Annotated in this window: 21 protein-coding genes; 4 read left to right on the top strand and 17 right to left on the bottom strand. The window is 43.5% G+C overall.

The genetic code is table 11. The features are described 5' to 3' along the window. Nucleotides 1-74 precede the first annotated feature (74 nt). Nucleotides 75-1,013 carry a ring-cleaving dioxygenase gene (locus ADS79_RS10645; protein ID WP_049738396.1) on the bottom strand — a complete coding sequence of 313 codons (939 nt, stop codon included), beginning with the start codon at nucleotides 1,011-1,013 and terminating at the stop codon, nucleotides 75-77. Between the two features lie 110 nt (nucleotides 1,014-1,123). Beyond that, nucleotides 1,124-4,204 carry an isoleucine--tRNA ligase gene (gene ileS / locus ADS79_RS10640; RefSeq protein ID WP_049738395.1) on the bottom strand — a complete coding sequence of 1,027 codons (3,081 nt, stop codon included), beginning with the start codon at nucleotides 4,202-4,204 and terminating at the stop codon, nucleotides 1,124-1,126. Nucleotides 4,205-4,450: 246 nt separating this feature from the next. Between ileS and ADS79_RS10635 the strand changes: the two genes are divergently transcribed. Then, complete coding sequence (locus ADS79_RS10635; RefSeq protein ID WP_049738394.1) at nucleotides 4,451-5,344, top strand: LysR family transcriptional regulator; 894 nt, start codon at nucleotides 4,451-4,453, stop codon at nucleotides 5,342-5,344. 73 nt (nucleotides 5,345-5,417) lie between these two features. Here ADS79_RS10635 and ADS79_RS10630 read toward each other — a convergent pair whose 3' ends face one another. The 6 genes from ADS79_RS10630 to ADS79_RS34275 all read right to left on the bottom strand — a co-directional run bounded on the left by ADS79_RS10630 (nucleotide 5,418) and on the right by ADS79_RS34275 (nucleotide 10,139). Continuing rightward, nucleotides 5,418-5,930: a GNAT family N-acetyltransferase gene (locus ADS79_RS10630; RefSeq protein ID WP_049738393.1), complete on the bottom strand. Its 513-nt coding sequence runs from the start codon at nucleotides 5,928-5,930 to the stop codon at nucleotides 5,418-5,420. Between the two features lie 148 nt (nucleotides 5,931-6,078). Continuing rightward, nucleotides 6,079-7,287 (bottom strand): MFS transporter, encoded by a 1,209-nt coding sequence (locus ADS79_RS10625; RefSeq protein WP_049738392.1) that lies wholly within the window; start codon nucleotides 7,285-7,287, stop codon nucleotides 6,079-6,081. Further along, nucleotides 7,280-7,717: a hypothetical protein gene (locus ADS79_RS10620; RefSeq protein ID WP_049738391.1), complete on the bottom strand. Its 438-nt coding sequence runs from the start codon at nucleotides 7,715-7,717 to the stop codon at nucleotides 7,280-7,282. The genes ADS79_RS10625 and ADS79_RS10620 overlap by 8 nt, the downstream gene beginning before the upstream one ends. 123 nt (nucleotides 7,718-7,840) lie before the next feature. Next, nucleotides 7,841-8,038 (bottom strand): CDGSH iron-sulfur domain-containing protein, encoded by a 198-nt coding sequence (locus tag ADS79_RS10615; RefSeq protein WP_049738390.1) that lies wholly within the window; start codon nucleotides 8,036-8,038, stop codon nucleotides 7,841-7,843. Nucleotides 8,039-8,099: 61 nt separating this feature from the next. Next, nucleotides 8,100-9,935: an amidohydrolase gene (locus ADS79_RS10610; protein ID WP_049738389.1), complete on the bottom strand. Its 1,836-nt coding sequence runs from the start codon at nucleotides 9,933-9,935 to the stop codon at nucleotides 8,100-8,102. A 36-nt stretch (nucleotides 9,936-9,971) separates the two neighbouring features. Beyond that, entirely contained in the window at nucleotides 9,972-10,139 is a 168-nt protein-coding gene (locus ADS79_RS34275) for a XapX domain-containing protein (RefSeq protein ID WP_083497024.1), read from the bottom strand. 268 nt (nucleotides 10,140-10,407) lie between these two features. Here ADS79_RS34275 and ADS79_RS10605 point away from each other — a divergent pair, with 268 nt between their 5' ends. The 3 genes from ADS79_RS10605 (at nucleotide 10,408) to ADS79_RS10595 (ending at nucleotide 12,736) form a co-directional block, all read left to right on the top strand. Further along, nucleotides 10,408-10,872 carry a Dps family protein gene (locus tag ADS79_RS10605; protein ID WP_049738388.1) on the top strand — a complete coding sequence of 155 codons (465 nt, stop codon included), beginning with the start codon at nucleotides 10,408-10,410 and terminating at the stop codon, nucleotides 10,870-10,872. Between the two features lie 326 nt (nucleotides 10,873-11,198). Continuing rightward, nucleotides 11,199-11,837, top strand: coding sequence for a hydrolase (locus tag ADS79_RS10600; protein WP_049738387.1), 639 nt, complete (start codon nucleotides 11,199-11,201; stop codon nucleotides 11,835-11,837). A gap of 59 nt (nucleotides 11,838-11,896) precedes the next feature. Further along, nucleotides 11,897-12,736: an alpha/beta fold hydrolase gene (locus ADS79_RS10595; RefSeq protein WP_049738386.1), complete on the top strand. Its 840-nt coding sequence runs from the start codon at nucleotides 11,897-11,899 to the stop codon at nucleotides 12,734-12,736. A 175-nt stretch (nucleotides 12,737-12,911) separates the two neighbouring features. Here the strand turns inward: ADS79_RS10595 and ADS79_RS10590 are convergent, their stop codons facing one another. From ADS79_RS10590 to ADS79_RS10565, 9 genes are all read right to left on the bottom strand, one after another. Beyond that, nucleotides 12,912-14,474 (bottom strand): response regulator, encoded by a 1,563-nt coding sequence (locus ADS79_RS10590; RefSeq protein ID WP_049738385.1) that lies wholly within the window; start codon nucleotides 14,472-14,474, stop codon nucleotides 12,912-12,914. Further along, nucleotides 14,467-16,371 (bottom strand): sensor histidine kinase, encoded by a 1,905-nt coding sequence (locus ADS79_RS10585; RefSeq protein ID WP_049739049.1) that lies wholly within the window; start codon nucleotides 16,369-16,371, stop codon nucleotides 14,467-14,469. The genes ADS79_RS10590 and ADS79_RS10585 overlap by 8 nt, the downstream gene beginning before the upstream one ends. A gap of 35 nt (nucleotides 16,372-16,406) precedes the next feature. Next, the gene (locus tag ADS79_RS10580) at nucleotides 16,407-18,107 is read right to left on the bottom strand and encodes an extracellular solute-binding protein (protein ID WP_049738384.1); all 1,701 of its coding nucleotides are present in this window, start codon (nucleotides 18,105-18,107) and stop codon (nucleotides 16,407-16,409) included. A gap of 450 nt (nucleotides 18,108-18,557) precedes the next feature. After that, the gene (locus ADS79_RS10575) at nucleotides 18,558-19,418 is read right to left on the bottom strand and encodes a LysR family transcriptional regulator (protein ID WP_049738383.1); all 861 of its coding nucleotides are present in this window, start codon (nucleotides 19,416-19,418) and stop codon (nucleotides 18,558-18,560) included. Beyond that, nucleotides 19,403-20,302 carry a LysR family transcriptional regulator gene (locus tag ADS79_RS10570; RefSeq protein WP_049738382.1) on the bottom strand — a complete coding sequence of 300 codons (900 nt, stop codon included), beginning with the start codon at nucleotides 20,300-20,302 and terminating at the stop codon, nucleotides 19,403-19,405. Before ADS79_RS10570 ends, ADS79_RS10575 begins: the two co-directional genes overlap by 16 nt. A 143-nt stretch (nucleotides 20,303-20,445) precedes the next feature. Next, the gene (locus tag ADS79_RS35270) at nucleotides 20,446-20,583 is read right to left on the bottom strand and encodes a hypothetical protein (RefSeq protein ID WP_161807277.1); all 138 of its coding nucleotides are present in this window, start codon (nucleotides 20,581-20,583) and stop codon (nucleotides 20,446-20,448) included. A gap of 31 nt (nucleotides 20,584-20,614) precedes the next feature. Then, the gene (locus ADS79_RS35265; protein WP_161807276.1) at nucleotides 20,615-20,788 is read right to left on the bottom strand and encodes a hypothetical protein; all 174 of its coding nucleotides are present in this window, start codon (nucleotides 20,786-20,788) and stop codon (nucleotides 20,615-20,617) included. Nucleotides 20,789-21,500: 712 nt separating this feature from the next. Further along, complete coding sequence (locus tag ADS79_RS36840) at nucleotides 21,501-21,578, bottom strand: sunset domain-containing protein (RefSeq protein WP_457912072.1); 78 nt, start codon at nucleotides 21,576-21,578, stop codon at nucleotides 21,501-21,503. A 404-nt stretch (nucleotides 21,579-21,982) separates the two neighbouring features. After that, entirely contained in the window at nucleotides 21,983-22,666 is a 684-nt protein-coding gene (locus ADS79_RS10565; RefSeq protein ID WP_049738381.1) for a TetR/AcrR family transcriptional regulator, read from the bottom strand. Nucleotides 22,667-22,703 lie beyond the last annotated feature (37 nt).

The following is a 22,703-nucleotide window of genomic DNA, read 5'->3' as shown; positions in this document are numbered from 1 at the left end:
GTTAGATAACACACTCTACGATATCCATTTCATTCAAGTGGTAAACCTGTTTCGGAAGCAGTTCTCTTGGTAAGTTAGTCTAATTCTCTTACTTGAAATGGCTTCAACAAACGTTCAATCTGTGCTCGATGCGATTCATATTGTTCAGGTAACATCAGTTTTTCTCCCATGGTTTCATGTGACTCGTCGTGAGCGAAGCCCGGCGGATCTGTTGCGATCTCAAATAGAATTTCGCCGTGTTCTCTAAAGTAAATCGCATTAAAATAGTTTCGATCTTGTACAGGAGTTACACTATAGCCATGTGCTTCAACATAATTTTTCCAAACCAATTGATCTTGGTCGTGTAAAGCCCGCCAAGCAATGTGATGTACTGTTCCAACGCCCATAGCTCCTCTATCCATAGGTGATGATTTTAGATCAATCACATTTCCAATATCAGCTGTGGAACGATATCGGATGAAATCGCCTTCTGTGCCGATCATCTGTAGGCCCATCACTTTTTCCAATAGTTCTCCTGTTTTTTCCGGATGTAAAGATAAAAGTGTGGCTCCACCAAATCCTTTTATTGCGAACGCGGAAGTAATTTCACCAAAATTCCAGGTGTTAGCTTCTCCTTCTTCCCTTCCGACTATTTCCAAATGCAGGCCATGTGGATCGTCAAATTGTAAATACTGCTCTCCAAACCGTTCCATTTTTACAAAAGGGATTTGAAATTTCTCCAGTCTTTTTTCCCAAAAGTCCATAGCACCGTTCGGAACAACGTAAGAGGTTACCCCCACTTGACCGCCGCCGATTACTCCTTGGTGAGCACCTGGCCATGGGAAAAATGTGATAATGGTTCCCGGTTTTCCACTTTCATTTCCAAAATACAAATGATATGTTCCTGGATCATCAAAATTAACCGTTTGTTTTACTAAACGCAAACCTAATACTCCTGCATAAAAATCCACATTTTCCTGTGGATGACCTACAATTGCAGTAATATGGTGAATACCCATCGTTTTCATATTCATTTTGTACACTCCTTTGTCCAATTGGAATTTGCATATTTACTATAAGGTAAGGGTAGGAAATTCGGACATGTCGAATTAATATCGCTACATAGTCTTCCTTTTAACGTTTGTTATTCAATCAGTAACCCGAAGTTTTTGTCCCCAATCGAAACCGTCTCCATGCCTATTTTTTTACCAAATTTGACCTCCGACAATATTACGTTTTCCTGCAACACATGATCAAAACGTTCCAACGCTACTTTCATCTGGTCATCGACATCAAGAGTAAGTATCACTCGTTTTTCAATAGGGAAGTCCATTTTCTTACGGTAATCTTGAATCACGCGGATGACTTCACGAACCATCCCTTCCTGTTCTAGTTCCTCTGTTATCGTCGTTTCCAAAGCAACATTGATTTGATAACCCGAAGCAGTAGCGAAGCCCTGCTTACCATGCTTTTCTACGAGCAGTTCATCAAGCGTAATTCGGACGGCTTCGTCTGAAAGAATGACATCCAAGAACCCCCTGTCTATAACTTGTTTGGCTTCGGTGATGGATAGTTGCTTCAAACGATCTTGAATCGTTCCAACGAGTTTCCCGTATTTTTTACCGGCAACTTTTAAATTAAGTTTAAAGTGGTAGGTAATGAAGCTGCTGTCACTTTGCTCTACTCGGATTTGTTTTACGTTTATCTCATCTTTGATGATGTTCACGAACCTACTCATGTTGAACGGGCGGTCTATGAAGACGATAAGTTCGGACAGAGGCTGGCGTGTCTTGATTCCGCTTTCGTTTCTAATGTTCCGAGCTAGCTCTACGATTTGACGGGCGGTTTCCATTTCGCTTTCGAGAGTTTCGTCGATAACTGCCGTATTCACCTGTGGATAATCTGTTAGGTGCACGCTTTCTTCGCCGCCAAGATTTCTATAGATGTCATCTGCAATGAGTGGTGCATACGGTGCAATCATGCGGGCCACCGTCAATAACACCTTGTGTAGTGTTTGGTAGGCGGAAACCTTGTCCTCAGTAATCCCACTGCTCCAAAAACGGTTACGGGAGCGGCGAATGTACCAATTACTAAATTCGTCGATAAACGCTTCTATGTGCTTTGCCGGATTTAGAAAGTCGTATGATTCAAGCCCTATTACTACGTTTTGCAGGGTGGAATTCAGCCTCGAAAGCAGCCAGCGATCTAATTCGTTCTCAAACGCCTTCTGAGGGTAGTCCTCAGGCTTGTATTGATCGATCGTTGCATATAGCGAATAGAAAGCATGCGTGTTATGAATCGTATCGATCACTTTAGACTTCGCTTCGGCAACCATTCTTTTAGAAAAATGCTTGTTGCTCCACGGCGCACTGTCAGATAGCAGGGACCACCGGAACGCATCAGTCCCAAATTCCTCTATGACTTCCCAAGGATCGATACCATTCCCTTTACTTTTAGACATCTTTTGTCCGTTTTCATCAAGAACGTGCCCAGTTGAAATGACCGCTTTGTATGGCAATTTTCCGTTATACAGTGTGGATACCGCCAGCAAGCTAAAGAACCAGCCTCTTGTTTGGTCAATACCCTCTGAAATTATGTCGGCAGGATACTGCTCCTGGAACAGTTTCTCATCACCAAAGGGATGGTGGTATTGGGCAAATGGCATCGATCCACTATCAAACCAAACATCGATGACTTCTGGCGTTCTTTTCATGGTTCCGCCGCATGAGCAACGCAATTTGACATCATCTACGAAAGGTTTATGCAACTCCAGGTCTTCATTCACGACCTCGACTGACTTCTCACGCAGGTTTTTCAGGCTGTCTGGAGCATACTCAGTTCCGCAATCCTGGCAAAGCCAGATGTTCAAAGGAGTTCCCCAGTACCGATTCCGGCTGATATTCCAATCGACGAGATCTTCCAGGAATTTACCGAAACGTCCTTCTCGTAAATGGGAAGGGTACCAATCAATTTTCTTGTTGTTTTCAATAAGCTGTTCTTTTATCGCGGTCGTTTTGATGAACCAGCTTTCAATAGCATAGTAAAGAAGGGGAGATTTACAGCGCCAGCAAAAAGGATAGCTGTGCTCATAACGTTCTTTAGAGAACAGAAGATTACGGAACGACAGGTCTTTTACAATATCGACGTCACAATCTTTGACGAAGCGTCCGGCGTAGTCGCTGATTTGATCCGAGTATCGTCCAGCCAGATTAACTGCGTTAACGAAATCCAATCCGTGCTGAATGCATGTGCGATAATCGTCTTCCCCGTGCGCGGGTGCCGTATGAACGATACCAGTACCACTTGTATCGCTGACATAGTCAGCATCTACGACGATATGACCTTTATTTACATGAAAAAAACCAAACGGCGGCTCATAAGCTGTCCCTATGAATTCTGATCCTTTGTGCGTAGACAATACTTCATAGTTTTCTTTCATTACTTTCTCTACAAGATTTTTAGCAACTATGTATACCTCATCGTTCTGTTTAACCCGCGCGTATTCGATATCTTTGTTGATCGCTAAAGCCACATTAGACGGGAGAGTCCATGGCGTTGTTGTCCAAGCAAGAAAGATATCCTTCCCAGTCTTGCTTCTGAATTTCACCGTTGCACTCAAATCTTTGACGTTGTCATAGCCTTGCGCTACTTCATGAGAGCTTAGCGTCGTTTGGCAGTCAGGACAATATGGGCTCACGCGGTGTCCTTTATACAATAGACCTTTTTTATGGATGACAGACAAGATGTGCCAGACGGATTCGATATAATCGTTAGTCAGAGTGACGTAGGGGTCCTCCATGTCAGTCCAATAGGCTATGCCTTCTGTAAGTTCTCGCCACTGCTTTTCATATTCGAACACACTGTTTTTGCACTCTTCCACAAACTTGGCGACTCCGTAATTTTCAATCGCTTGTTTTCCCGAAATGCCAAGCTGCTTTTCCACGCCAAGCTCTACTGGAAGGCCATGCGTGTCCCATCCGGCTTTTCGGATGACTCTGAATCCTGACATTGTTTTATAGCGGCCGATGAAATCTTTAATCACGCGACCGAGAACATGACCAATATGAGGCAGTCCATTGGCTGTAGGAGGCCCTTCATAAAACACAAAGTTTGGTTTGCCCGCCCGATTATCAATTGATTTGCTAAAAGTATTCTCTTGTTTCCACTGATTCAAGACACGCAACTCTCGAACTCTGGCTTTTTCTTTCACATCCACTTTTCTCATGTCTTTCAACCTTCCTCCGTATATATTAAGATTGGGTAAAGCCCAGATAAAATTGCGGCTCCCCAAAATCTCGATATTGAATTAAGCACCGATATCATTTGTAGCGACTTTCTATACCTTGCTAGTGACTGGCGAAAAAGTGGACGATTTTTATGATCGCATTTGGTGATGATCGCATTTGAAGGAATCAGCTCGCCTAAGCCGCTAATTGGAATAGGAATGCTTATTGGGAGGAACAATCGATTTATGAATAAATCATTATTGCAATTAATGGTTAAAATTGCTGATACAAAGAGTTTCACACAAGCTGGAAAAGAATTGAATATGACTCAGCCAGCTGTAAGTAAAGCAGTCAACGGTCTTGAGACAGAACTTGGGGTGACTCTTTTGATTCGAAATCGTCGTCATGGAGTCATGCTTACACCTATAGGCGAACGCATCATGCGTATTTTTAGAGCCATTTTATCCGATTACGAAAAGGTTGATCAGGAAATTGCCCTTGAATTGGGACTTGAAAAAGGGCTAGTCAAAATAGGCGCATTTCCTGAGGCCTCCTCCTATTTCGTCCCTAAAATTATCAGCCACATAAATAAAAAATATCCTAATATCGAATTTACCATTTTAGAAGGAACTGTAACCGAAGTGAAAGGGTGGATCGATACCCAACGTATTGATATCGGATTTATCATTGCACATCCACCAGATAAGGAATTCAACACCTTTCCAATACACCAAGAAGAAATGTATGCCGTGCTAAACAAGGAACATCCTTTAACTACAAAGAATATGATTCAAGCAACAGATCTCTTGGATCAGCCTTTGATTTTTTGTAAATCAGGATTTGAAACTCCAGTTATAGATTGGTTTGAAAAATTCCGAGAGAATCCAAAAGTGAGATACGAAATCCATAACTATATGACAGGAATTAATTTGGTTCATGAGGGACTTGGTATCGCAATCATGCCCGAATTAACCCTGGCACATTTACCTGAAAACGTCCTTATACGCAAACTTGATCCCCCAGTGTATCGTAATATTCATATGGCCGTTTTGTCGTTTGAGGATAGTGGGATATCTGTAAAATTATTTATTGAAACAGCACTGCAATTATTTCCGCAATTCTTTGCTAGATTCGAATGATCTTCGTAAAAAAGCCGCGAAACAGCACAGTGCTGCGCGACTTTTTTACATCGTTCCTAGAACCTCTATTTTATTACAGCAATACATCCGCATAATCTTCATGGCGGTCAAATTGACTTTTGGCAAAGGGACATAATGGCATAATCTTAATCCCTTTCGTCCGAGCAAATTCGACTAATCTCTTTACTAGCGCCTGTCCTACACCTTGACCTTTTAGACTATCGGAAACGATTGTGTGATCTACTATAATAATATGCTTTCCATTTTGAACATAATGAATTTCAGCTTCTTTATTATCCTCTTCTCCAACATAAAAACCGTTCGTACCTTCTTTAATTTCGAACATTTGTTTCCCCCCATTCAAAAGGTTTGATTTCCATACATATTCCAACGCACCACTTGGACAATTATTAATTTGAGATGCTATTTTATCAGCCGTTTCTCCATCAACATGAACCCATGGTTTCTTTTTAATATTGAATACTTCGGGTAATCCACTAACACATTTTGCTGAATGAACGCATCTTCCTGGATGAAATATAACTTCGATATCTTTCCCTACATATCGCTTAGAATCATCACTCAATATCTTTCACTCTCCCATGAAATAAAATAAAGCAGAACGTTATCTATATCACGATTTCATATGCCCATAATACACTATACTTATGAATTACTAAAATGAATATAAATCATGATGTTCATATGCATTTGGTTATGTATCATGATTTCGTTTATTCGTTTTTCCCAAGTCCATGTCGTTCTTCCAAACGAATAAAAAAGGGCACGATCATACTTAAGAACAATAATCCCGCCAAGATTTCAAAAGTGAATAAATAGCCCCCGACATCTATCAGGTAAATGGAAAGGATCGACCCAAGAGAAGCGCCTATGAACACCATAAACATGTGAAACGAAACCGCAATCGCTCGGATTTCCCCAGCCATGTGACCGATTAGTGAGATTAATGATGGAAGAGCAATCGCTATTCCCAGTACAAATACAACACTCATCGATATTAAATAAATGATGTTAAGACTCAAACCTAACAATCCTAAGCCACTTCCAGCTAAGATTAATCCACACCATAATACGTTCTTGACACCAATTTTTGTAACCAGTCTTCCGGCAAACGGAGAAACTGCCATACCCAAAATACCAATCGCACGAACCCATAGAATATCTTGATGACTTAAGCCGAAGATCGGGCTGCTTAAATAACTTCCAAGAGTCGCGAAAAATCCGACAAGCGAAATAAAGAGTGAAGCGGAAACGATGTAGCACAGAGGCAATCCTTTTCGTTTGAAAATATCGCCTACTCGCAAAAAAGAAGTAACGAAGCTGCCCTTTGTTTGCTGTATTTTGTCATTTGGTATGAAAAAGGTAAGCAAGATAGAAGATATTCCATATATTGTGGAAAGCAGGTAGAATACATAGGACCAATCTCCTAACTTCAAAACAACAAAGCTGCTATATATTTGTCCAACGATGGTGGCCATTAGAAAAGCCGTACTAATGAACCCGATAATGGTTGCTCTTCTTTCAAACGGAAACATTTCCATCGCATAAGCCAAAACAGACGGAGGAAACATCGATGCCGCTAAACCTTGCAAGGCCCGAAGAGCAACAAGCCAAGAAAAACTGTCGACATTACCTATTAGTGGTGTTATTACCGTAAGCAATACTAACCCCGATAACATCATTTTTTTTCGTCCAAATCGATCTGATAAAACCCCAAACAGTAAACCACCACCTGCAAAAGCAAGCGAGAAGGCACTGCTACTCCAAGCAGCTTGCGAAGACGACACTTTGAATACATCTTCAAACACTGCTATTAATGGAATAGTTAAATACACACACGATACTACAGCTAATGTACACCAGAAAAGGATTCCGGTAATGAATGCGATATTTGACGATCTAATAAATTGTTCGTTACCCAAAATGTTCCCCCCCTGCCTTTTCCATGGAAACATTATCATTACGCTTATTTTGAAAATCAGACGCCTTTACGTTAGAAAAGACATTGATAGCAAATATCAAGATACCGGTTCCAGCCACAGCTTCACCAATACGCTTTAACATGATAATCCAATTCGGTGCATAGCCGTGGACCATTAAGGTTAGCGTGATAAGCATTAGGGGTAAGCCGAGGCCATGTAACCAGAAGTGCCATTTAGCCAGACGAGAGTTTGATGCTTTTGGAAAAAGTAAATAGGTAAACCCGCAAAGAGCCATTGTTGCCCACCCAAAAAGATTCGCATGAGCATGCACGCTCGTTAATGCAAAATTCAGTGTTGTACCCATGTAAATACCGATACTAATACCAACCAGAATATATATGACTGCCATTTTCAAAAAGCGTACACCCATTAAAATGCCCCCTGTTAATCATTAAGATGAAGTCAAGAAGCTGTTAGTGACCGCCTGACTTCAGTAAAGCCTTCTTGCAAGTATACGGGGTCAATAATGACCCCGCCTCGATCCCTTTTAGATTCATTTAGCCCGAGTAGTGCTTTCAAATTTACCTTTGTGTGTCAAGTCACAGAATGGCTTTTGATTTGATAATCCGCAGCGGCAAAGAATGAAAGATTCTTTTGTCTCAAAGCGGTTCCCTTCTGCATCCACCAATTCCACATTACCCGTTACACGCAACGGACCGTTGTCCATCACTTTAATCGTTATATTGGACATTCGCTCATTTCCTTTCTAATTCGAATCTTTTTTACTTTTGTGCAACCCATCTGAAGTTTCATCAGAACACGAAGCAATCCAAGTCGCAAAAACCGTTGCCGTGATGATGATTGCATTTATGATGGCTATGATGGCTATGGGGCATATGTAACGCTGCGCCACCACCGCCTCCATGATTTGAGTCCTTATAGTACCCACCAAAGTAATTGTGTGGTGCCCAGTCCGGACTGGCTTTAGGTGCCGCGGGTGATAGTCTTTGAAATTCAAGTGATCCATAAACAATCTTTCCGCCTACGACCGTAAATACCGATTCGATTCTCTTGATTTCTTCTTCTGGAACCTGGAGGAAATTATCAGACAAAATCGACAGGTCCGCATATTGGCCTGTTTTAATTTTTCCCTTTACGTCCTCCTCCCTCGAGAACCAAGCATTTCCGGATGTATACATACGAAGCGCTTGATGGCGGTCCAACCGATTAGAAGCAGGGTACAAGCTAAGCCCACCAAGCGTTTTTCCGGTAACCAGCCAGTAGAGGGCAACCCACGGGTTATAACTGGCTACCCTTGTAGCGTCTGTACCTACACCTACTCTCAATCCTGCCGTAAGCATCTTTGTAATGGGAGGAGAGCTTTCCGCTGCTTCCGCTCCATACCTATCAACGAAATATTCTCCTTGAAAAGCCATCCGGTTTTGAACGGCAATCGAACCACCTAAAGCGACGACACGTTCCAAATCCTTCTCACGAATCGTTTCAGCATGGTCTAAAATCCAGCGTAAATCTTTAAATGGAACTTCTTTATTCACACGTTCAAACACGTCGAGGAAGCGTGAGATCGACTCACCATACGTTGCGTGGAGCCGGAAAGGCCATCGTTGTTGCACCAGATGTCTGGTTACCCCGAATAAATCATTCTCCAACACAGCAGGCAATTCCGGACGGGGCTCAACGAAGTCTTCGAAATCAGCCGCACTGTAAACCAGCATTTCACCCGCGCCGTTGTGACGATAATAAGGGCTGCCTGTATAAGGCTGCGAAGTGGCTGTCCATGATTGAAAGTCTTCCAGTTCATGATTTGGATGTTGGGTAAAAAGATTGTATGCCGTACGGACGGTAATCTCCCCACGTTTATCCAGTTCCTCATAAACTTGATAATCATCAGGGTAGTTCTGGAAACCGCCGCCCGCATCAATTACACTCGTAATTCCAAAGCGATTTAATTCCCGCATAAACAGCCGTGTGGAATTCAGCTGATCTTCATAGGAAAGCTTTGGTCCCTTTGCTAGAGTGGCATACAATATCGTTGCATTCGGTCGTGCAATTAGCATTCCAGTCGGATTGCCTTTGCTATCCCGCTGAATTTCTCCGCCCGGCGGATTAGGAGAATCCTTCGTATACCCAACTACCCGCAAGGCTGCTTTGTTCAAAAAGGCTTGCCGGTATAAGTTAAGAATGAATACCGGAGTCTCCGGAGCAATCAGATTGATTTCATCCAATGTCGGCATCCGGCGCTCCTTAAATTGAAACTCTGTCCATCCGCCTACAACCCGAACCCAATGCGGTGCAGGCGTGCGGTCCACTTGTTTTTTTAACATACGCAAGGCGTCGGCAATCGATGGCACTCCATCCCAACGAAGTTCGAGGTTATAGTTCAATCCACCGCGTATGAGATGAATATGGGAATCATTTAATCCCGGAATCAGAAGGCGTTTATTTCCATCCACGACTTCAGTTACAGGTCCTTTATACTGCATAATGTCGGAATCACTGCCTACGGCTAAAAAACGGTCTCCCTTAATCGCTACTGCCGTTGCCGTGGGGTTAGATTCGTCCATCGTCAAAATGTTTGCGTTGAAAATCAATAGGTCAGCCTCTATCATGTTAGTCTCAATCGACATCCCTTTATCCCCTCCTAAGTTGAGTTATAAAGATGATTAATGATTCAGCAGCAGTTTAATCCACGGGATAAGCCGTTGTCCTAGGAACATGCCAATGAGCCCTATCAACCCTAACATTGGAGGGGCCGGCGACGGTATACGCAGGGATTGAAAAACAACTCCAATCACAATCCCGGTACCTAGCGCTAATAATATAGACCACATAAATGTGCCTCCTCTCTCGGAAGACTCTGGACTAAAAGGTTCTTCCACCCTGTAGCCCTGATTATATTAGCGTCATAAAGTATCCATCAATATGGATATATCTATATAAACGATAAGGAGAGCCTATGTTTCGATAGACTTTCAAACCATAGGATTTATCTATATCTTCTATATAGAAAACAGAATTGATTGAAGTATTTGGTTTTTAATACTATAAATACATGCGACGAAATGATGTCGTAAACCTTATATAACGGAGTGTTCCCACATGAAAACTGCGGCGGAAACTAAAACGATTCAAGAAATTCAGGATATGTTGAACAAACAAGTTTCAAACTGGAGCGTGCTGTATGTAAAGCTGCACAACTTTCACTGGTATGTGAAAGGCTCTCAGTTCTTCACACTGCACACAAAATTCCAAGAATTCTATGAAGCAGCGGCACTCTACATCGATGATCTTGCCGAGCGTGTGCTCGTTCTAGGAGGCAAACCAGAAGCAACCATGAAGCGCTATCTGGAGATCTCCAGCATTAAGGAGGCCAGCGGCAATGAGAGTGCCGAGCAGATGATTGATGCTTTGATTGAAGATTTCAACATTGTTATCGAGGAACTGAAAGTAGGGATGAAGATGGCTGGGAGGGCGAATGATGAAACAACAGCCGACATGCTACTTGCGATCCACAGCACGGTTGAGAAAAATGTATGGATGCTTAAAGCTTTCAACAACCGTTAAGATATGAATAACAATTCTTCATGTTAACACAGCATGGGTTGTCGATTCACGGATGACAACCTTTGCTGTGTTTATTTGTTGAGTTATCCGTAACATCTTCCAGAGTAATCCATTACGTAAGACGAAGCACCGATCTGGTCGTTGTGCACTCGATCGCCTGATACATCCTTATGCAAATACTTTATAGGTCTTTTGATATTTATAGTTTTCTCCTATGAAATATATAGAAAACTGAAGATTGTTTGCACAGTTGCATTTCAATAGACTGAGTACATGCAGCAGGAATTCCTGTTGTAATCATATTTGGAAAAGGTAGGGATATTAGTATGTTTAACGGGAAGAGAGATTTACTTACGGCTGATAACTCTGCAATTATTCTTGTAGATCACCAGCCTCAGATGCTCTTTGGTGTTCAAAGTGCTGACCGCCAAACCATCATTAATAATACGGTTGGATTGGCCAAGACAGCCAAAGTTTTCAATGCACCCATCATTCTTACGACCGTAGCTGCGGAAACATTCTCAGGCCCGATTCATCCGCTTATTCAAGAGGTATTTCCAGATCATAAACCGATTGACCGTACAACAATGAATTCTTGGGAAGACGAAAATTTCGTAGAAGCTGTGAAGAAAACAGGCCGTAAAAAGCTAATCATGGCAGCACTTTGGACGGAAGTTTGTCTTGCTTTCCCTGTAATTGCAGCCATCAAAGAAGAATATGAAGTATACATTGTAACGGATGCTTCTGGTGGGACGACTACGGAAGCGCATAACATGTCCATTCAACGCATGATACAAGCAGGAGCAATTCCCGTTACCTGGCAGGCTGTTCTGCTTGAGTACCAACGCGATTGGGCACGCGAAGAAACATATGAGGCAGTTATGTCGATCGTTATGGAACATAGCGGAGCATATGGTGCGGGTGTTGTTTACGCCCAAACGATGTTTGGCGGCCACGGGGGATAAACCTATTCATCCCAAAAACAGATTAATTACTAAAACCAATTCTATAGGAAGTGAAAAGTATGGCTAAATTAAAAGTCGGAACTGAAAACGGACACCCCATTGAATTGCACTTTGAGGATCTTGGCTCAGGCAAACCTGTGATTTTAATCCATGGCTGGCCACTGAGCGGGCGCTCCTGGGAGAGTCAAGTTCCAGCGCTCATCGAAGCAGGTTACCGCGTGATTACCTATGACCGCCGCGGATTCGGACAATCCTCCCAACCGTGGAACGGTTACGACTATGATACGTTTGCGATGGATCTTCATAAGCTAATTATACATCTAGACCTTAACGACGTGACACTGGTCGGATTTTCGATGGGTGGCGGAGAGGTTGCCCGTTATGTTGGCACATACGGAACAAGCCGTGTCAAAAAAGCCGTGTTGGCTGCTGCGGTTCCGCCGTTCTTTTATAAATCTGCCGAGCATCCGGAAGGCGGTCTGGATGAAGCCACCATTCAGGGCTTCCAAGAGGGTTTGAAAAAAGACCGTGTCGCCTTCCTTGATGGCTTCACTCACAACTTCTTTAAAGCTGGGGATAGAACCGACTTGGTGAGCGAGTCCTTCCGTGCATACAACCTTGATATTGCTACTTATGCTTCGCCAAAAGGGACGCTGGATTGCGTTGATGCCTTCGGCCGGACGGATTTCCGTGGGGATTTGGCGAAATTCAATATCCCATTGCTTGTTATCCATGGCGATTCTGATGTGATCGTGCCGCTTGAGGTAAGTGGTCAACTGTCCCACAAAGCTGTTGCAGGCAGTCAACTCGTCGTAATTGAAGGTGGACCACATGGTTTGAACGCGACCCACCCTGAAGAATTCAATACCGCTTTGATTCACTTCCTTAATACTAAATGAATGAACAGTCTCTGAAATCAAAGGTGTGAATTGTGCCCCATAAGAAGGACACTTTGACAAAAATGACCCCCTTGTGGGTCATTTTGTTTTCATCTAGGTATGTATGAGTCCGAGTCGGCCATCACGTACACACCTGCATTCAAGTTGGCAGCAGTAAGTTCAGTGCAATCTTTGCTCATACTTGGGTTTCAAACCGTCTTCGCTGGCTTCGGAATTCCAGCGCTGTGATGCCTTCAGTATCCTTGAATATTCTCGTAAAATGCTTCACATTTTCGAATCCAACCTGATCACTGATTTCGTACACCTTCAAATCGGAGTGCACCAGCAGTTCCTTCGCCTTGTCCAACCTTAACCGGCGAAGATAGTTCGAGAAACTCCCACCGCTATATTCTTGGAAAGCTTGGCTGAAATATGAGTAATTGAGTGAGAAATGGTTGGACACGACCGCCATGTTCAAATCTTCGGCATAATGCGTCTGCAAGTAGGTGAGAACTTTTTGCATCGTATTTTGTTCCGTCGGCGCTTGCTCTCTCCGATCTTGGATGAACCGATCCAGACTATCGAGAAGCTGCTCGATGGCTTTGTAATAATCTTCAAATCGCTCGAAGTTCCCGATGTGACCAGCATAGGCGTACGTACTTAATAGACAGAGTACCTTATACCCGTAGATGCGGTACAACTTGTCGAACAGCTCCTCATTGAGTAGCTGGCTAATACGTTCCAGATAGCCGATTTCACAGCTGCTAATAATCCGAACATCGAGGATTTGATCGAGAAGCTGTTTGATTTCATCCCGTCGTCCCATTCCAAGTTGATTCAATATTCGTTGAATCAACTCAACTGGAACGACATGCCGCTCATTGCGTTCATTTATAATGGTGTAGTCCAGCACATCGAGTTCTGGAAGCAGAATACCGTATTTCAAGGTTTGCTTCGCTTGGCTGTATGCCCACCTTATCTGCTCTATCCCTTGAACAGAATCGCTAATCGCCATTCGCAGCTGCGACTCATATACACTCAACCTCCACCGTTCCACCAACTGGTAGAACATAACCGGATCGCGTGCGATCATAATCGTTCCGCCTTTTCCATCACGCGTGAGCATCCAATCCATATGCCCTTGTAATAGCTCAGCGATTTGATTCCTGAAAGAAGCAGCATCCGTACTGCTAGCATGTGATCCTCCACCGCGTCGCGTAAGCAAGCCCAGCGTATATCCTGCATTCAACCAACTTAAGCCGGCCTGCATCAGTTTGTTCTGTGTTATCGCATCATCCACATCCTCCTGGGTCAAATGCATGGTAACTAGCTCGGCAGCAAAAAGGCTGGCATCTTCGCCCGCCTTGTCTGCTCGATCTTCTCTCATCCTTATGTCCCGCATTAATCGCTCCAGGACGGCAAACAACTCCTCCCGTATCACAGGCTTTATGAGATAATCCTTCGCCGCAAAGCGGATTCCTTTCTGCGCATATTCGAAGTCATTATACCCAGACAGCAATACTACCTCGGGTTTAACCGGATGGTCTTGCAACTGCTCGAGCAGTTCGATCCCATCCATAATTGGCATTCGGATATCTGTGAACATAATATCCACAGGCTCCTGGCGAAGCAGCTCCAGCGCCTCTTGTCCATTCTCTGCAAATCGGTAGTTGAACAGATTAGGAAACTGCCGCTCAATTATCGATTGCAAGCCCCTCCGAATGATCTTCTCATCGTCGACGATAAGCAAGCTAATCATAGATGTCCATTCTCCCTCCCATCATGACCCGATACGGCAAAGTCATGATTATGCGTGTATAGCTCCCTTCCTGACTCTCGATCTGAATCCCATATTCCGGCCCATAGCTCATCACTATACGTTGGTCCACATTACGCAGACCGATTCCATTGCTTTCCTGGTTATCCTTACGAACGAATAATTGCCGTACCTCCTGGTAAGCGGACTCTTCCATTCGTAGCATTCTATTCAATAAGCCTAGCTTCTCTTCCGGTATGCCGCAGCCGCTGTCAGTGATCTCTATGACACAAGCTTGATCACTCCGGACGGCAGAAATCGTAATGACAAGATTTCCGTCGCTGGAATGCATGCGGCTCATCCCATGCTTGATTGCATTCTCGACTGCGGGCTGCAATGACATTTTGAGTGATTCCTGCTTGAGGCATTCCGGTGCAATCAACAATCGGAGATCAAGTCTTCCATCATAACGAATGTTCATGACGGCTACATAATGCTGGACCTGCTGAATCTCATCGCTTAGCATCACGTAATCCCGCTTCCATTCCATCGAATATCGCATCATACCGCCAAGCGAGGTCATTATGTCCGATATAAGATACTGCCCTTCAATCTCCGCCAGCATCTTGACGTTCTCCAGCGTATTGTAGAGGAAGTGGGAATCTATCTGGTTCTTCAGCGCCCGAAGCTCGGCTTCTTTGCCTGCAGCATGTCTAGCTGCCTGCTCTTGAATGAGCTCGTTAATCTTCAGAATGAGCATACGGTAATGAAAAGCCAGCTCTCCTACCTCATCGGTACCGGTAATCGGCGGCATCTCAACGTTGAAGTTACCGCTTCTTACCTGTTGCATCGATTCTCTTAACGCCTTAAGCCTGCGCAAAATCATCGCCTGCATCGAGTAAGATAGCAGTACGAGAAATGCCACTAGTAACAAAATGAGTACAATATAACGAACTCTTGAATTGTTAATGCCTTCCATCGTCTCCGCAAGACTAACCATATTGACCAAATGTGCGTCGATAGACGGAATGTAGCTCTGAAATGCCAAGTAGGACTGCCCATTAACCTTGAACTGTACCGTCTCGATATCTGTATTGCTCGTCAGCTTCACACTGTTTATCAACTGCTCCGCGCTGTGCTGTTCGAACACAGGTGACTCCTTCAAGCTGAATACCTGTCCGCCCCTAGCTACTACGATCAGCTGAGAGTTCATGTCCTGCACGCTATCGAACGTTTGAGAAAAGAAATTCGACAACTTCATCGATATCTCTAGAATCCCGTTATGTGTTGCGTTGTCCGGATATTTGTATTCCTGCAAGTACGTCATGAAGGGCTCATTCTGCGATGGTTCGGATGGCGCACCAGTGAGGGCGACGTTCTCCTGTATCTCCCACCAAGGTACACCACTCTGCTTCATCACCTCATCATGCCAAGGCTTGTCCTGAATACGTGATTCCTGTAGAATAATGGGCCAAATCTCATTCACATAAAGGTTGCCAGTGAACAACCGGACATTCGCAATTCGTGGATTGTTGAACAGAAAATATTGAAAGCTGTTGACCACATCTTTCTTAATATGAAGAACATATGCTGTATCCTGCAACTGTTCAATTTGCAGATAATTGTTCATTTCCCGATTGGATAACGCAAGCTGACCGGTCCATCTCATTAGTTCTATGTTATTATCAATGTTTATCTTCTCTACTTCCAGCACATTCTCATTGTTCTCCGTCAATTCTTTCATTGCACTGGCGGCCTCTTCATTGAGCGTATACCAGGAGAATAGAACAACCGGTATGAAGATAACGAACACAAATGACAGAATCAATTTGACTTGAAGCGAAAGTTTAAACGTAAATGCACGTATCCCCAATAACCATCGGAAAACCGTGAATCGCATCTTCTGTTTCACATCCTGCTGCTTCCTCTATAGAACTATTGATTAAGCGACGACTTCAGCTTCTGTACATTTCGTTCATAGGCTGCTTGGCGGCTAGCTCGGATGAATTCATACTCGGGATCCTCGGTTGTGCTCTTCATGAATTTGGAGAACAGTTGATCGAATTCAGTATCCGACTTGGACATCAACAGCTTCGGCAGCGTCTCGGCCCAGAGCCGCGTGTTTTTTTCAAACGCAATACCTTCCTTCGTCGTCGGGTCCGGATCCAGATTTTCGAACTCGCTCATGCTAATCGTCATGCCCCTCGTCCAATCGGTAATTTGTTTGGAAGGCTCAGCATCCATCCCCGTCATCCATGCTAGATTCATGTTCGTATCCATTAGCATCCAGTACTTATAAGAACCGCCATATTTTCTATCGAACGCTTGGTGGTCGGTGTTGAGGAGACGCATGACCTCCGGCAGGAATTGATCTTTGCCGTCTATCGTATCGTAAGTAACGCCCTTCTCTCCTAAGAACAGATCCTTGTTTCCCTCTTCGCTGAGCAAATAGCTGAGGAAGGCAATTGCCCGCTTCTTATCCTTGACATTCTTCGAAATGAACGTCACCGTCCAACCGGAGACGCCATTTCCTGCAAGTGTTGGTGCATCATGCGCATCATTCGCCGGACCATCAATCGCGATATACACCTTATTCGGGTCCTTCTGATACAACTTTTGGTTAATCTCTGAAAAATCAGACCACTGATACAACATGGCAAAATACCGTCCTTGCGATATTTTTTCATCCTTTTCCCATCGTTTTTCATCAAGAAAGACATCTGTCGGCATCAGCCCATCCTCATTCGCTTGGCGGAACACTTTTAGCCATTTCAGATAGGTTGGATCGCTTCGACGGTCGTACAGTTTGCCGTTTTTCTGCTGCGGAATGGCAAGGAAGTTCTGAAGATACGATTCCAACGAATAGTTGCCGATTTCTGTAAATTCATGCAGGCCGATCGGAATGAGCGGCTGACCGTCCACTTCCGGAAACTTCTCCTTCGCAGCCTTCAATGCACCGAGAAATCCTTCCGGCGTGCTCATATCCGGCTTCCCAAGTGCTTCATATATGTCTTTCCGAACAACAAAGGTCTGATTAGACGTAAAAAGCTGACCATATTTTCGATAATCCGCAGGGGATGAAGATGCATTCGGGTAGCTATACACATTGCCGTCAGCCTGTGTGAACCAGCTAAGCTTCGTGGGGTCTGCGACTTTAAAGAAATAAGGATCATACTGATCCGCTAGCTCATTCAATGGAAGCACCATATCTCCATTAATCATCTTCTGCACGGCTTCCTCGTACCAGCCTAACGTGATGAAGTCAGGGAGCGACCTTGCTGACATCATCGTGTTGAGCTTCTCGCTGGCGTCGCCAGCAGGCACGATAAAGTTCAAACTGACGCCCGTCTTCTTCGTTATATAGTCGGAAACGACGTTTCCTCCCCACTTGCCGGTGAACCAATCGAAGTTGATATACCAGTCAAACGTGACCGGTGTCGTGTCCAGCTTCCAGGCAGGCTCATCCGAAGAAGGCTTTATTTGAGATCCATTTGCCTTCATAAGATTAGCTTTCGAGACCGCACGATCCTCAGCAGTCCCATTGTCCGACCTGGTAGTGTTCCCGGAACAAGCCGCTAACGCCCAACACACCGTCATAGCTAGTAACAGCTTTGCTGATTTACACATTTTATCCATTCATAATTCTCCTCGTACAGTGGTGAAATGAATATCCTATTATTGCATATATCCTTCTAGTATAAAAGTTAATGCAAGCAGAAGGAAAGAGCCCGCTCTCACTTTATATGTAGGCCAGATTTCCTATGCAGACAATGCGAATAAGCGAGCATGACAAGGGCTCGCTTTCGTTAGCTATGATGTTCTCGTTATAATTCATAATCTCCAACGTAGTAAAACGCTCTTTCCAAATATCAAGTGCGCCTACCGGTACGATGTATTACGACAATTTCTTCCTCTCTATACATTGTATCGCTAATATCTATATATCCAGCACCCTGATACCTATCTATCTTCCCTGCCGCCTCTTTCAGGCCTTTCGACTCCGTTGCATAAACCTTCCCTGGCTTAGAAGCTACTCTCAGCTAATGATCCCAGCCCGATTTGCGATGGGCCTGCCAACTTTTTTGATTATTCCAGAAAAAAATCGATACATTTCTGAACAGAAGGATTATTGTAATGATACTTTTTAAAAATAAGCTTGATCTCACGAACAGGCGTTGGACCGACGAGACGAATCATTTTCAATTGTTGACCAGAAAAGTTTTCAATTAAAGAAGTAGGTAAAATAGCTACCCCCATCTTATGTAGTACCATAGAAAGAAGAATTGCCGTGGAAGTTGACTCAAACTTTGATTGCAAGGATTTGGCGATTTTAGCGCTGAATGTATGGAGATGCTCGATTAAACTTATATCCCCAACGAATAAGGAAGATTCTAATTCTTCTAGCTCATGAAAAAAAACAAAGGTTCGATCTGCCCATGGATGATCCGCATAAACGACCAATGCTTGCTCTTCTTTATACAGGTGCATCATATGAATTTCTTTATTTGGATTATAATTGTCGGCAATGCCAATATCGATACTACTACTCAATATTTGCTGTGATGTATTTTCTGCACTGGCAAATTTTAATGTAATGTCAGGATACTGTTCATGGAATTTCAAAAAACGGGGTACTAAACAAGAAAAGTCCATGGGCGAAATGCCTATCGACAGTTTATTTGCCCGAGCATTGCGTAACTCGTAAGTTTCTTTCTTCGATTCATCAATGAGCCTCATCACGGAAAGAGCTTTTTCGTAAAGTATTTCCCCGTCAGCTGTAATCCTTACTCCTCTACCAACTCTCTCAAACAAAGGGGTTCCAACTTCTACCTCTAGAGAACGAATCTGTTGACTTAAAGTAGGTTGAGTAGTCATTAAAACTTCTGCAGCCTTAGTAAAGCTTCCTTCTTTGCAAATTTGAATGAAACATTCTAATTGCCTGAACATGAAAGATTCACCTCAACCTCTCTTACATACGAATTCATCTCTTCAATGAATATGCGTGCAGTGGACCTCATAGTTACAGTATTATGATATACAAGAGATATTTCCCAATAAGGAATATGGCCTTCTAATTTGACAATACGCAAAGAATCGTCCCATAAACTTTCGAGCAAAGATGTTGGTATAAGAGCTGCTCCAAGTCCATGACGAACCCAATGAATCAATACTGAAGTGGAGGAAGTTTCTATTATCGACTTCAAGGTAAAGCCCCAAGAGAAACAATACATATTAATTAATGATTTGTTTTGTTCTCTGAACATGATCGAATTCATTTGCTTCAAAGATCGAAAAGGAATCGAAGACTTATCGGCCAGAGGATGTTCTGAGTGAATCAATAGCGCCATTTCTTGTCTATACAAATAAGTAGAAATGACTGAAGCATCAGAAACTGGATATGCAGTAATTCCAAAGTCTACCTTTTGTTCCAAAACTTTATTCTCGGCATCCTCTGCATCGATAATTTTTAATAAAATATTCGGGTACTTTTGGTGAAATCTCATAAAGTAAGGAGCAAGATATTCAAGTTCAGTAGGACAACATCCAATAGAAATTGTTTCTGTAGATTTATTGTTTCGGCCATTTATTTCATTTCGCGCCTCCTCAAGAAGATTCATAATAGCGTTGCCCTTATTCAAGAGAATTTTTCCCGCTTCCGTTACTTCAACTCCCTTATTTCCCCGATCGAACAATTGAATATTATACTCATCTTCCAAAACCCGCATTTGTTGACTTAGTGTAGGCTGAGTCACACCTAATTCTTCTTTAGCTTTGGTGAAACTTCCTGATTTGCAAATTTGAATAAAATATTCAAGCTGGCGCAATTCCACAGTGTATCCCCCCTTAGTTAATCCAAATTAGGAAAGTGAAGATCAAATACAAACATCCACCAGTTCATTCATTAAGAGTCTGTCCGAACCTAGCGAGCGGAGTGATGGCGACGGTGAGCTGCGCCACTCCCGTCCACTTACCCCTATGCCTCTTGCATACTTTCCCCAATCGTCCGAGACAACAGTTCGCAAAGCTTGGCTTTTCGTATTGTATAGTCGATGGTATCGTCATCGATTATCTCCTTTAATTCGTCATTACTCGCGAGATTCCAAGTAGCCATTCATACTCCCCCTTCACGAAATAATGCTGGATCATTTCTGTGAGGTCGTTGTCGTTTCCGATATTACCCACCTAGGAGGTGCCTTGAATGGAGTCGGATTCGTCACGCATGCTTGCTTTTTGATCCAAGTTTCAATACGCAACTTCAATTCCGCGATTTCCGTTGGCGTGCCTTCGATCTCGATGCCGTATATTGTAGCTTTCATTGACTAATCCTCCTTTGATGGTTTTTCGCTTCCAGCCACTTATTCAGCCTACGAAATTCAGCAAAAAAATAAAAGCGGGAAAGCACCAACGCAGTTATGCATTTGCTGGTTTGTTTTATCCTTCGGTTTCTTTAACATAGCGATTACCAAGACACCTATATCCGCCTTGCTGGCCGGTACTTTTCTTGGGGCTTCCCGAACTGAATGTTCACCCGCTGGTGGTGATGAGCGTGATCGTGGTAATCGCTGGACTTTGTAAACATTATATGAGGAACCTATCATGTAATAAATCCGCTAGATTTCAGGTGAAGGTTACTAGATTTTAGGTAGGTGCGTGCTAGTAATCCTTTCATCTTTTGGACTTATAGATGACTTTGCTACGGGTTTAGAAAAATTTTCTTTCCTTGCAGAGGAGCGTCTCCCCAGTTCACATCATCCTTTCATACCATGCCAATTCCCTTACGCCGGAGGATTCTTCACTGCCGCTCCAAGTACTTAGCAGTTTCCGTGGTCTTCACCCATTGAAGCAAGGTTCGGCTTCCCCTTGTCCTAGCAAGATAAAAACAAAACCGCTCAGAATAAGAGCGGTTTTGTTTTTGTATATACCTTCATTTCAAGGATCACTACGATCAGGTATTATTGGTTGAGACAGTTTATATTTTTGAGCTTTCTTATATCCTGCCTTTTGAGCAACTACTTCAGAGCAGAACCATTAAATATTTGCTGTATTTTTGTCGTAAGATTGTCCGCCAGGGATATGGTATATCTTTGAATTTTTGTTCCCTTTTATTGTCGGTTTTTCACATGCCTTTGAAGGTACTTTAGCTGGTGTCGGGCTGGCTGGTTTAACCGGTGCTTGAGTTGGCGTAGCAGAAGCTGGTTAAGCGATCGTGTAGTTTACAGATTGAAAGTTCTTTGTGCCGTTCCACATTCTTTCGAACTGCTCATAAAAGGATTTTGCTACCGACGCATCCCTCACTACCATGAGCCGGTACATCAGGTCGCTGTGTGAGTTTATTTTGATCGGTATACCAGCGCTTCCAAAAACTGATTCCCTCTGTCATCTTCTCTTGTCATCATTAAATGGGGAAGTTATAAACTTCTTCAAGTGCAGAGACAATTCATCTTCAATACCGTTTATCATCGTATCTACCTCCTGTCTATCACGCCCAACCAGATGAGCTTTTTTTACTTTTACTTCTCCTGTTCCTTTATCACCTGCTCAATCCCCAACAAAATCACGTTCAAGCCGAACTCAAACGCTCCGTCAGTCCCCATCAGCTCGTACAGCCCGCTCTTGTACATCCTCCGGAACAATCCCGCATCCGTCTCGCTCATGGAGTCCAAAAGGCGGATTATTTCCCCGCCCGGGTGTACACCCTGGTCCTTAGTAAGGATAGCCGAGACATTGAGCTGATCTTGATAATCGTCCAGAACAAATCCCAAGACATAATTCGTAAGTGTAAAAACTGCTTGTAATTTTTGCTCTTGTTCAAGTGGAGTCGATTCCACGCAGAGGAGCATACGGTTTGTGAACCGGATGATGTCTGGCTCAAGGGGCAGCGTCAGCATCATGATCTGCGTAGAGCAGGGGTACCGGCAGAGCACAGTTCGTATCGTTACCGCAAACTTCGCCAGCTGATCCTTCCAGTTTCCATCAGAGTCGAACTCCTCCAAGATAATTATTGATACCTGGTTAGCCAAACGCTGGTAAAGTTTCTGCTTGCTTTTGAAGTACCAGTACAGAGAGGGAGCCTGAATCCCCAGCCGGTCGGCCAATCGCCTCATGCTGAATTTCTCGATGCCCTCCTCCCCAAGAAGCTCCCATGAGGCTTCCAATATCTTATCCTCCGAAATCTGAGGCGGCTGCTTCTTCATCGGTATCCTCCTTTTTATCTAACAGTGTAAGTTTATG

The sequence above is a fragment of the Brevibacillus reuszeri genome, from assembly GCF_001187725.1.
Classification (GTDB): domain Bacteria; phylum Bacillota; class Bacilli; order Brevibacillales; family Brevibacillaceae; genus Brevibacillus; species Brevibacillus reuszeri.
The sequence above is the reverse complement of the archived record's forward strand: the minus strand, read 5'-3'. Positions and strand labels throughout refer to the sequence as shown.

Coding starts and splice junctions, on each gene's coding strand:
- ADS79_RS10615 (WP_049738390.1), bottom strand. CDS start 8,038: ATGTCCAATATAACGATTAAAGTGATGGACAACGGTCCGTTGCGTGTA.
- ADS79_RS10605 (WP_049738388.1), top strand. CDS start 10,408: ATGAAAACTGCGGCGGAAACTAAAACGATTCAAGAAATTCAGGATATG.
- ADS79_RS10645 (WP_049738396.1), bottom strand. CDS start 1,013: ATGAATATGAAAACGATGGGTATTCACCATATTACTGCAATTGTAGGT.
- ADS79_RS10620 (WP_049738391.1), bottom strand. CDS start 7,717: ATGGGTGTACGCTTTTTGAAAATGGCAGTCATATATATTCTGGTTGGT.
- ADS79_RS10610 (WP_049738389.1), bottom strand. CDS start 9,935: ATGTCGATTGAGACTAACATGATAGAGGCTGACCTATTGATTTTCAAC.
- ADS79_RS10585 (WP_049739049.1), bottom strand. CDS start 16,371: ATGCGATTCACGGTTTTCCGATGGTTATTGGGGATACGTGCATTTACG.
- ADS79_RS10580 (WP_049738384.1), bottom strand. CDS start 18,107: ATGGATAAAATGTGTAAATCAGCAAAGCTGTTACTAGCTATGACGGTG.
- ADS79_RS35265 (WP_161807276.1), bottom strand. CDS start 20,788: ATGAAAGCTACAATATACGGCATCGAGATCGAAGGCACGCCAACGGAA.
- ADS79_RS10590 (WP_049738385.1), bottom strand. CDS start 14,474: ATGATTAGCTTGCTTATCGTCGACGATGAGAAGATCATTCGGAGGGGC.
- ileS (WP_049738395.1), bottom strand. CDS start 4,204: ATGAGAAAAGTGGATGTGAAAGAAAAAGCCAGAGTTCGAGAGTTGCGT.
- ADS79_RS10575 (WP_049738383.1), bottom strand. CDS start 19,418: ATGTTCAGGCAATTAGAATGTTTCATTCAAATTTGCAAAGAAGGAAGC.
- ADS79_RS35270 (WP_161807277.1), bottom strand. CDS start 20,583: ATGGCTACTTGGAATCTCGCGAGTAATGACGAATTAAAGGAGATAATC.
- ADS79_RS10635 (WP_049738394.1), top strand. CDS start 4,451: ATGAATAAATCATTATTGCAATTAATGGTTAAAATTGCTGATACAAAG.
- ADS79_RS10600 (WP_049738387.1), top strand. CDS start 11,199: ATGTTTAACGGGAAGAGAGATTTACTTACGGCTGATAACTCTGCAATT.
- ADS79_RS10595 (WP_049738386.1), top strand. CDS start 11,897: ATGGCTAAATTAAAAGTCGGAACTGAAAACGGACACCCCATTGAATTG.
- ADS79_RS10565 (WP_049738381.1), bottom strand. CDS start 22,666: ATGAAGAAGCAGCCGCCTCAGATTTCGGAGGATAAGATATTGGAAGCC.
- ADS79_RS34275 (WP_083497024.1), bottom strand. CDS start 10,139: ATGTGGTCTATATTATTAGCGCTAGGTACCGGGATTGTGATTGGAGTT.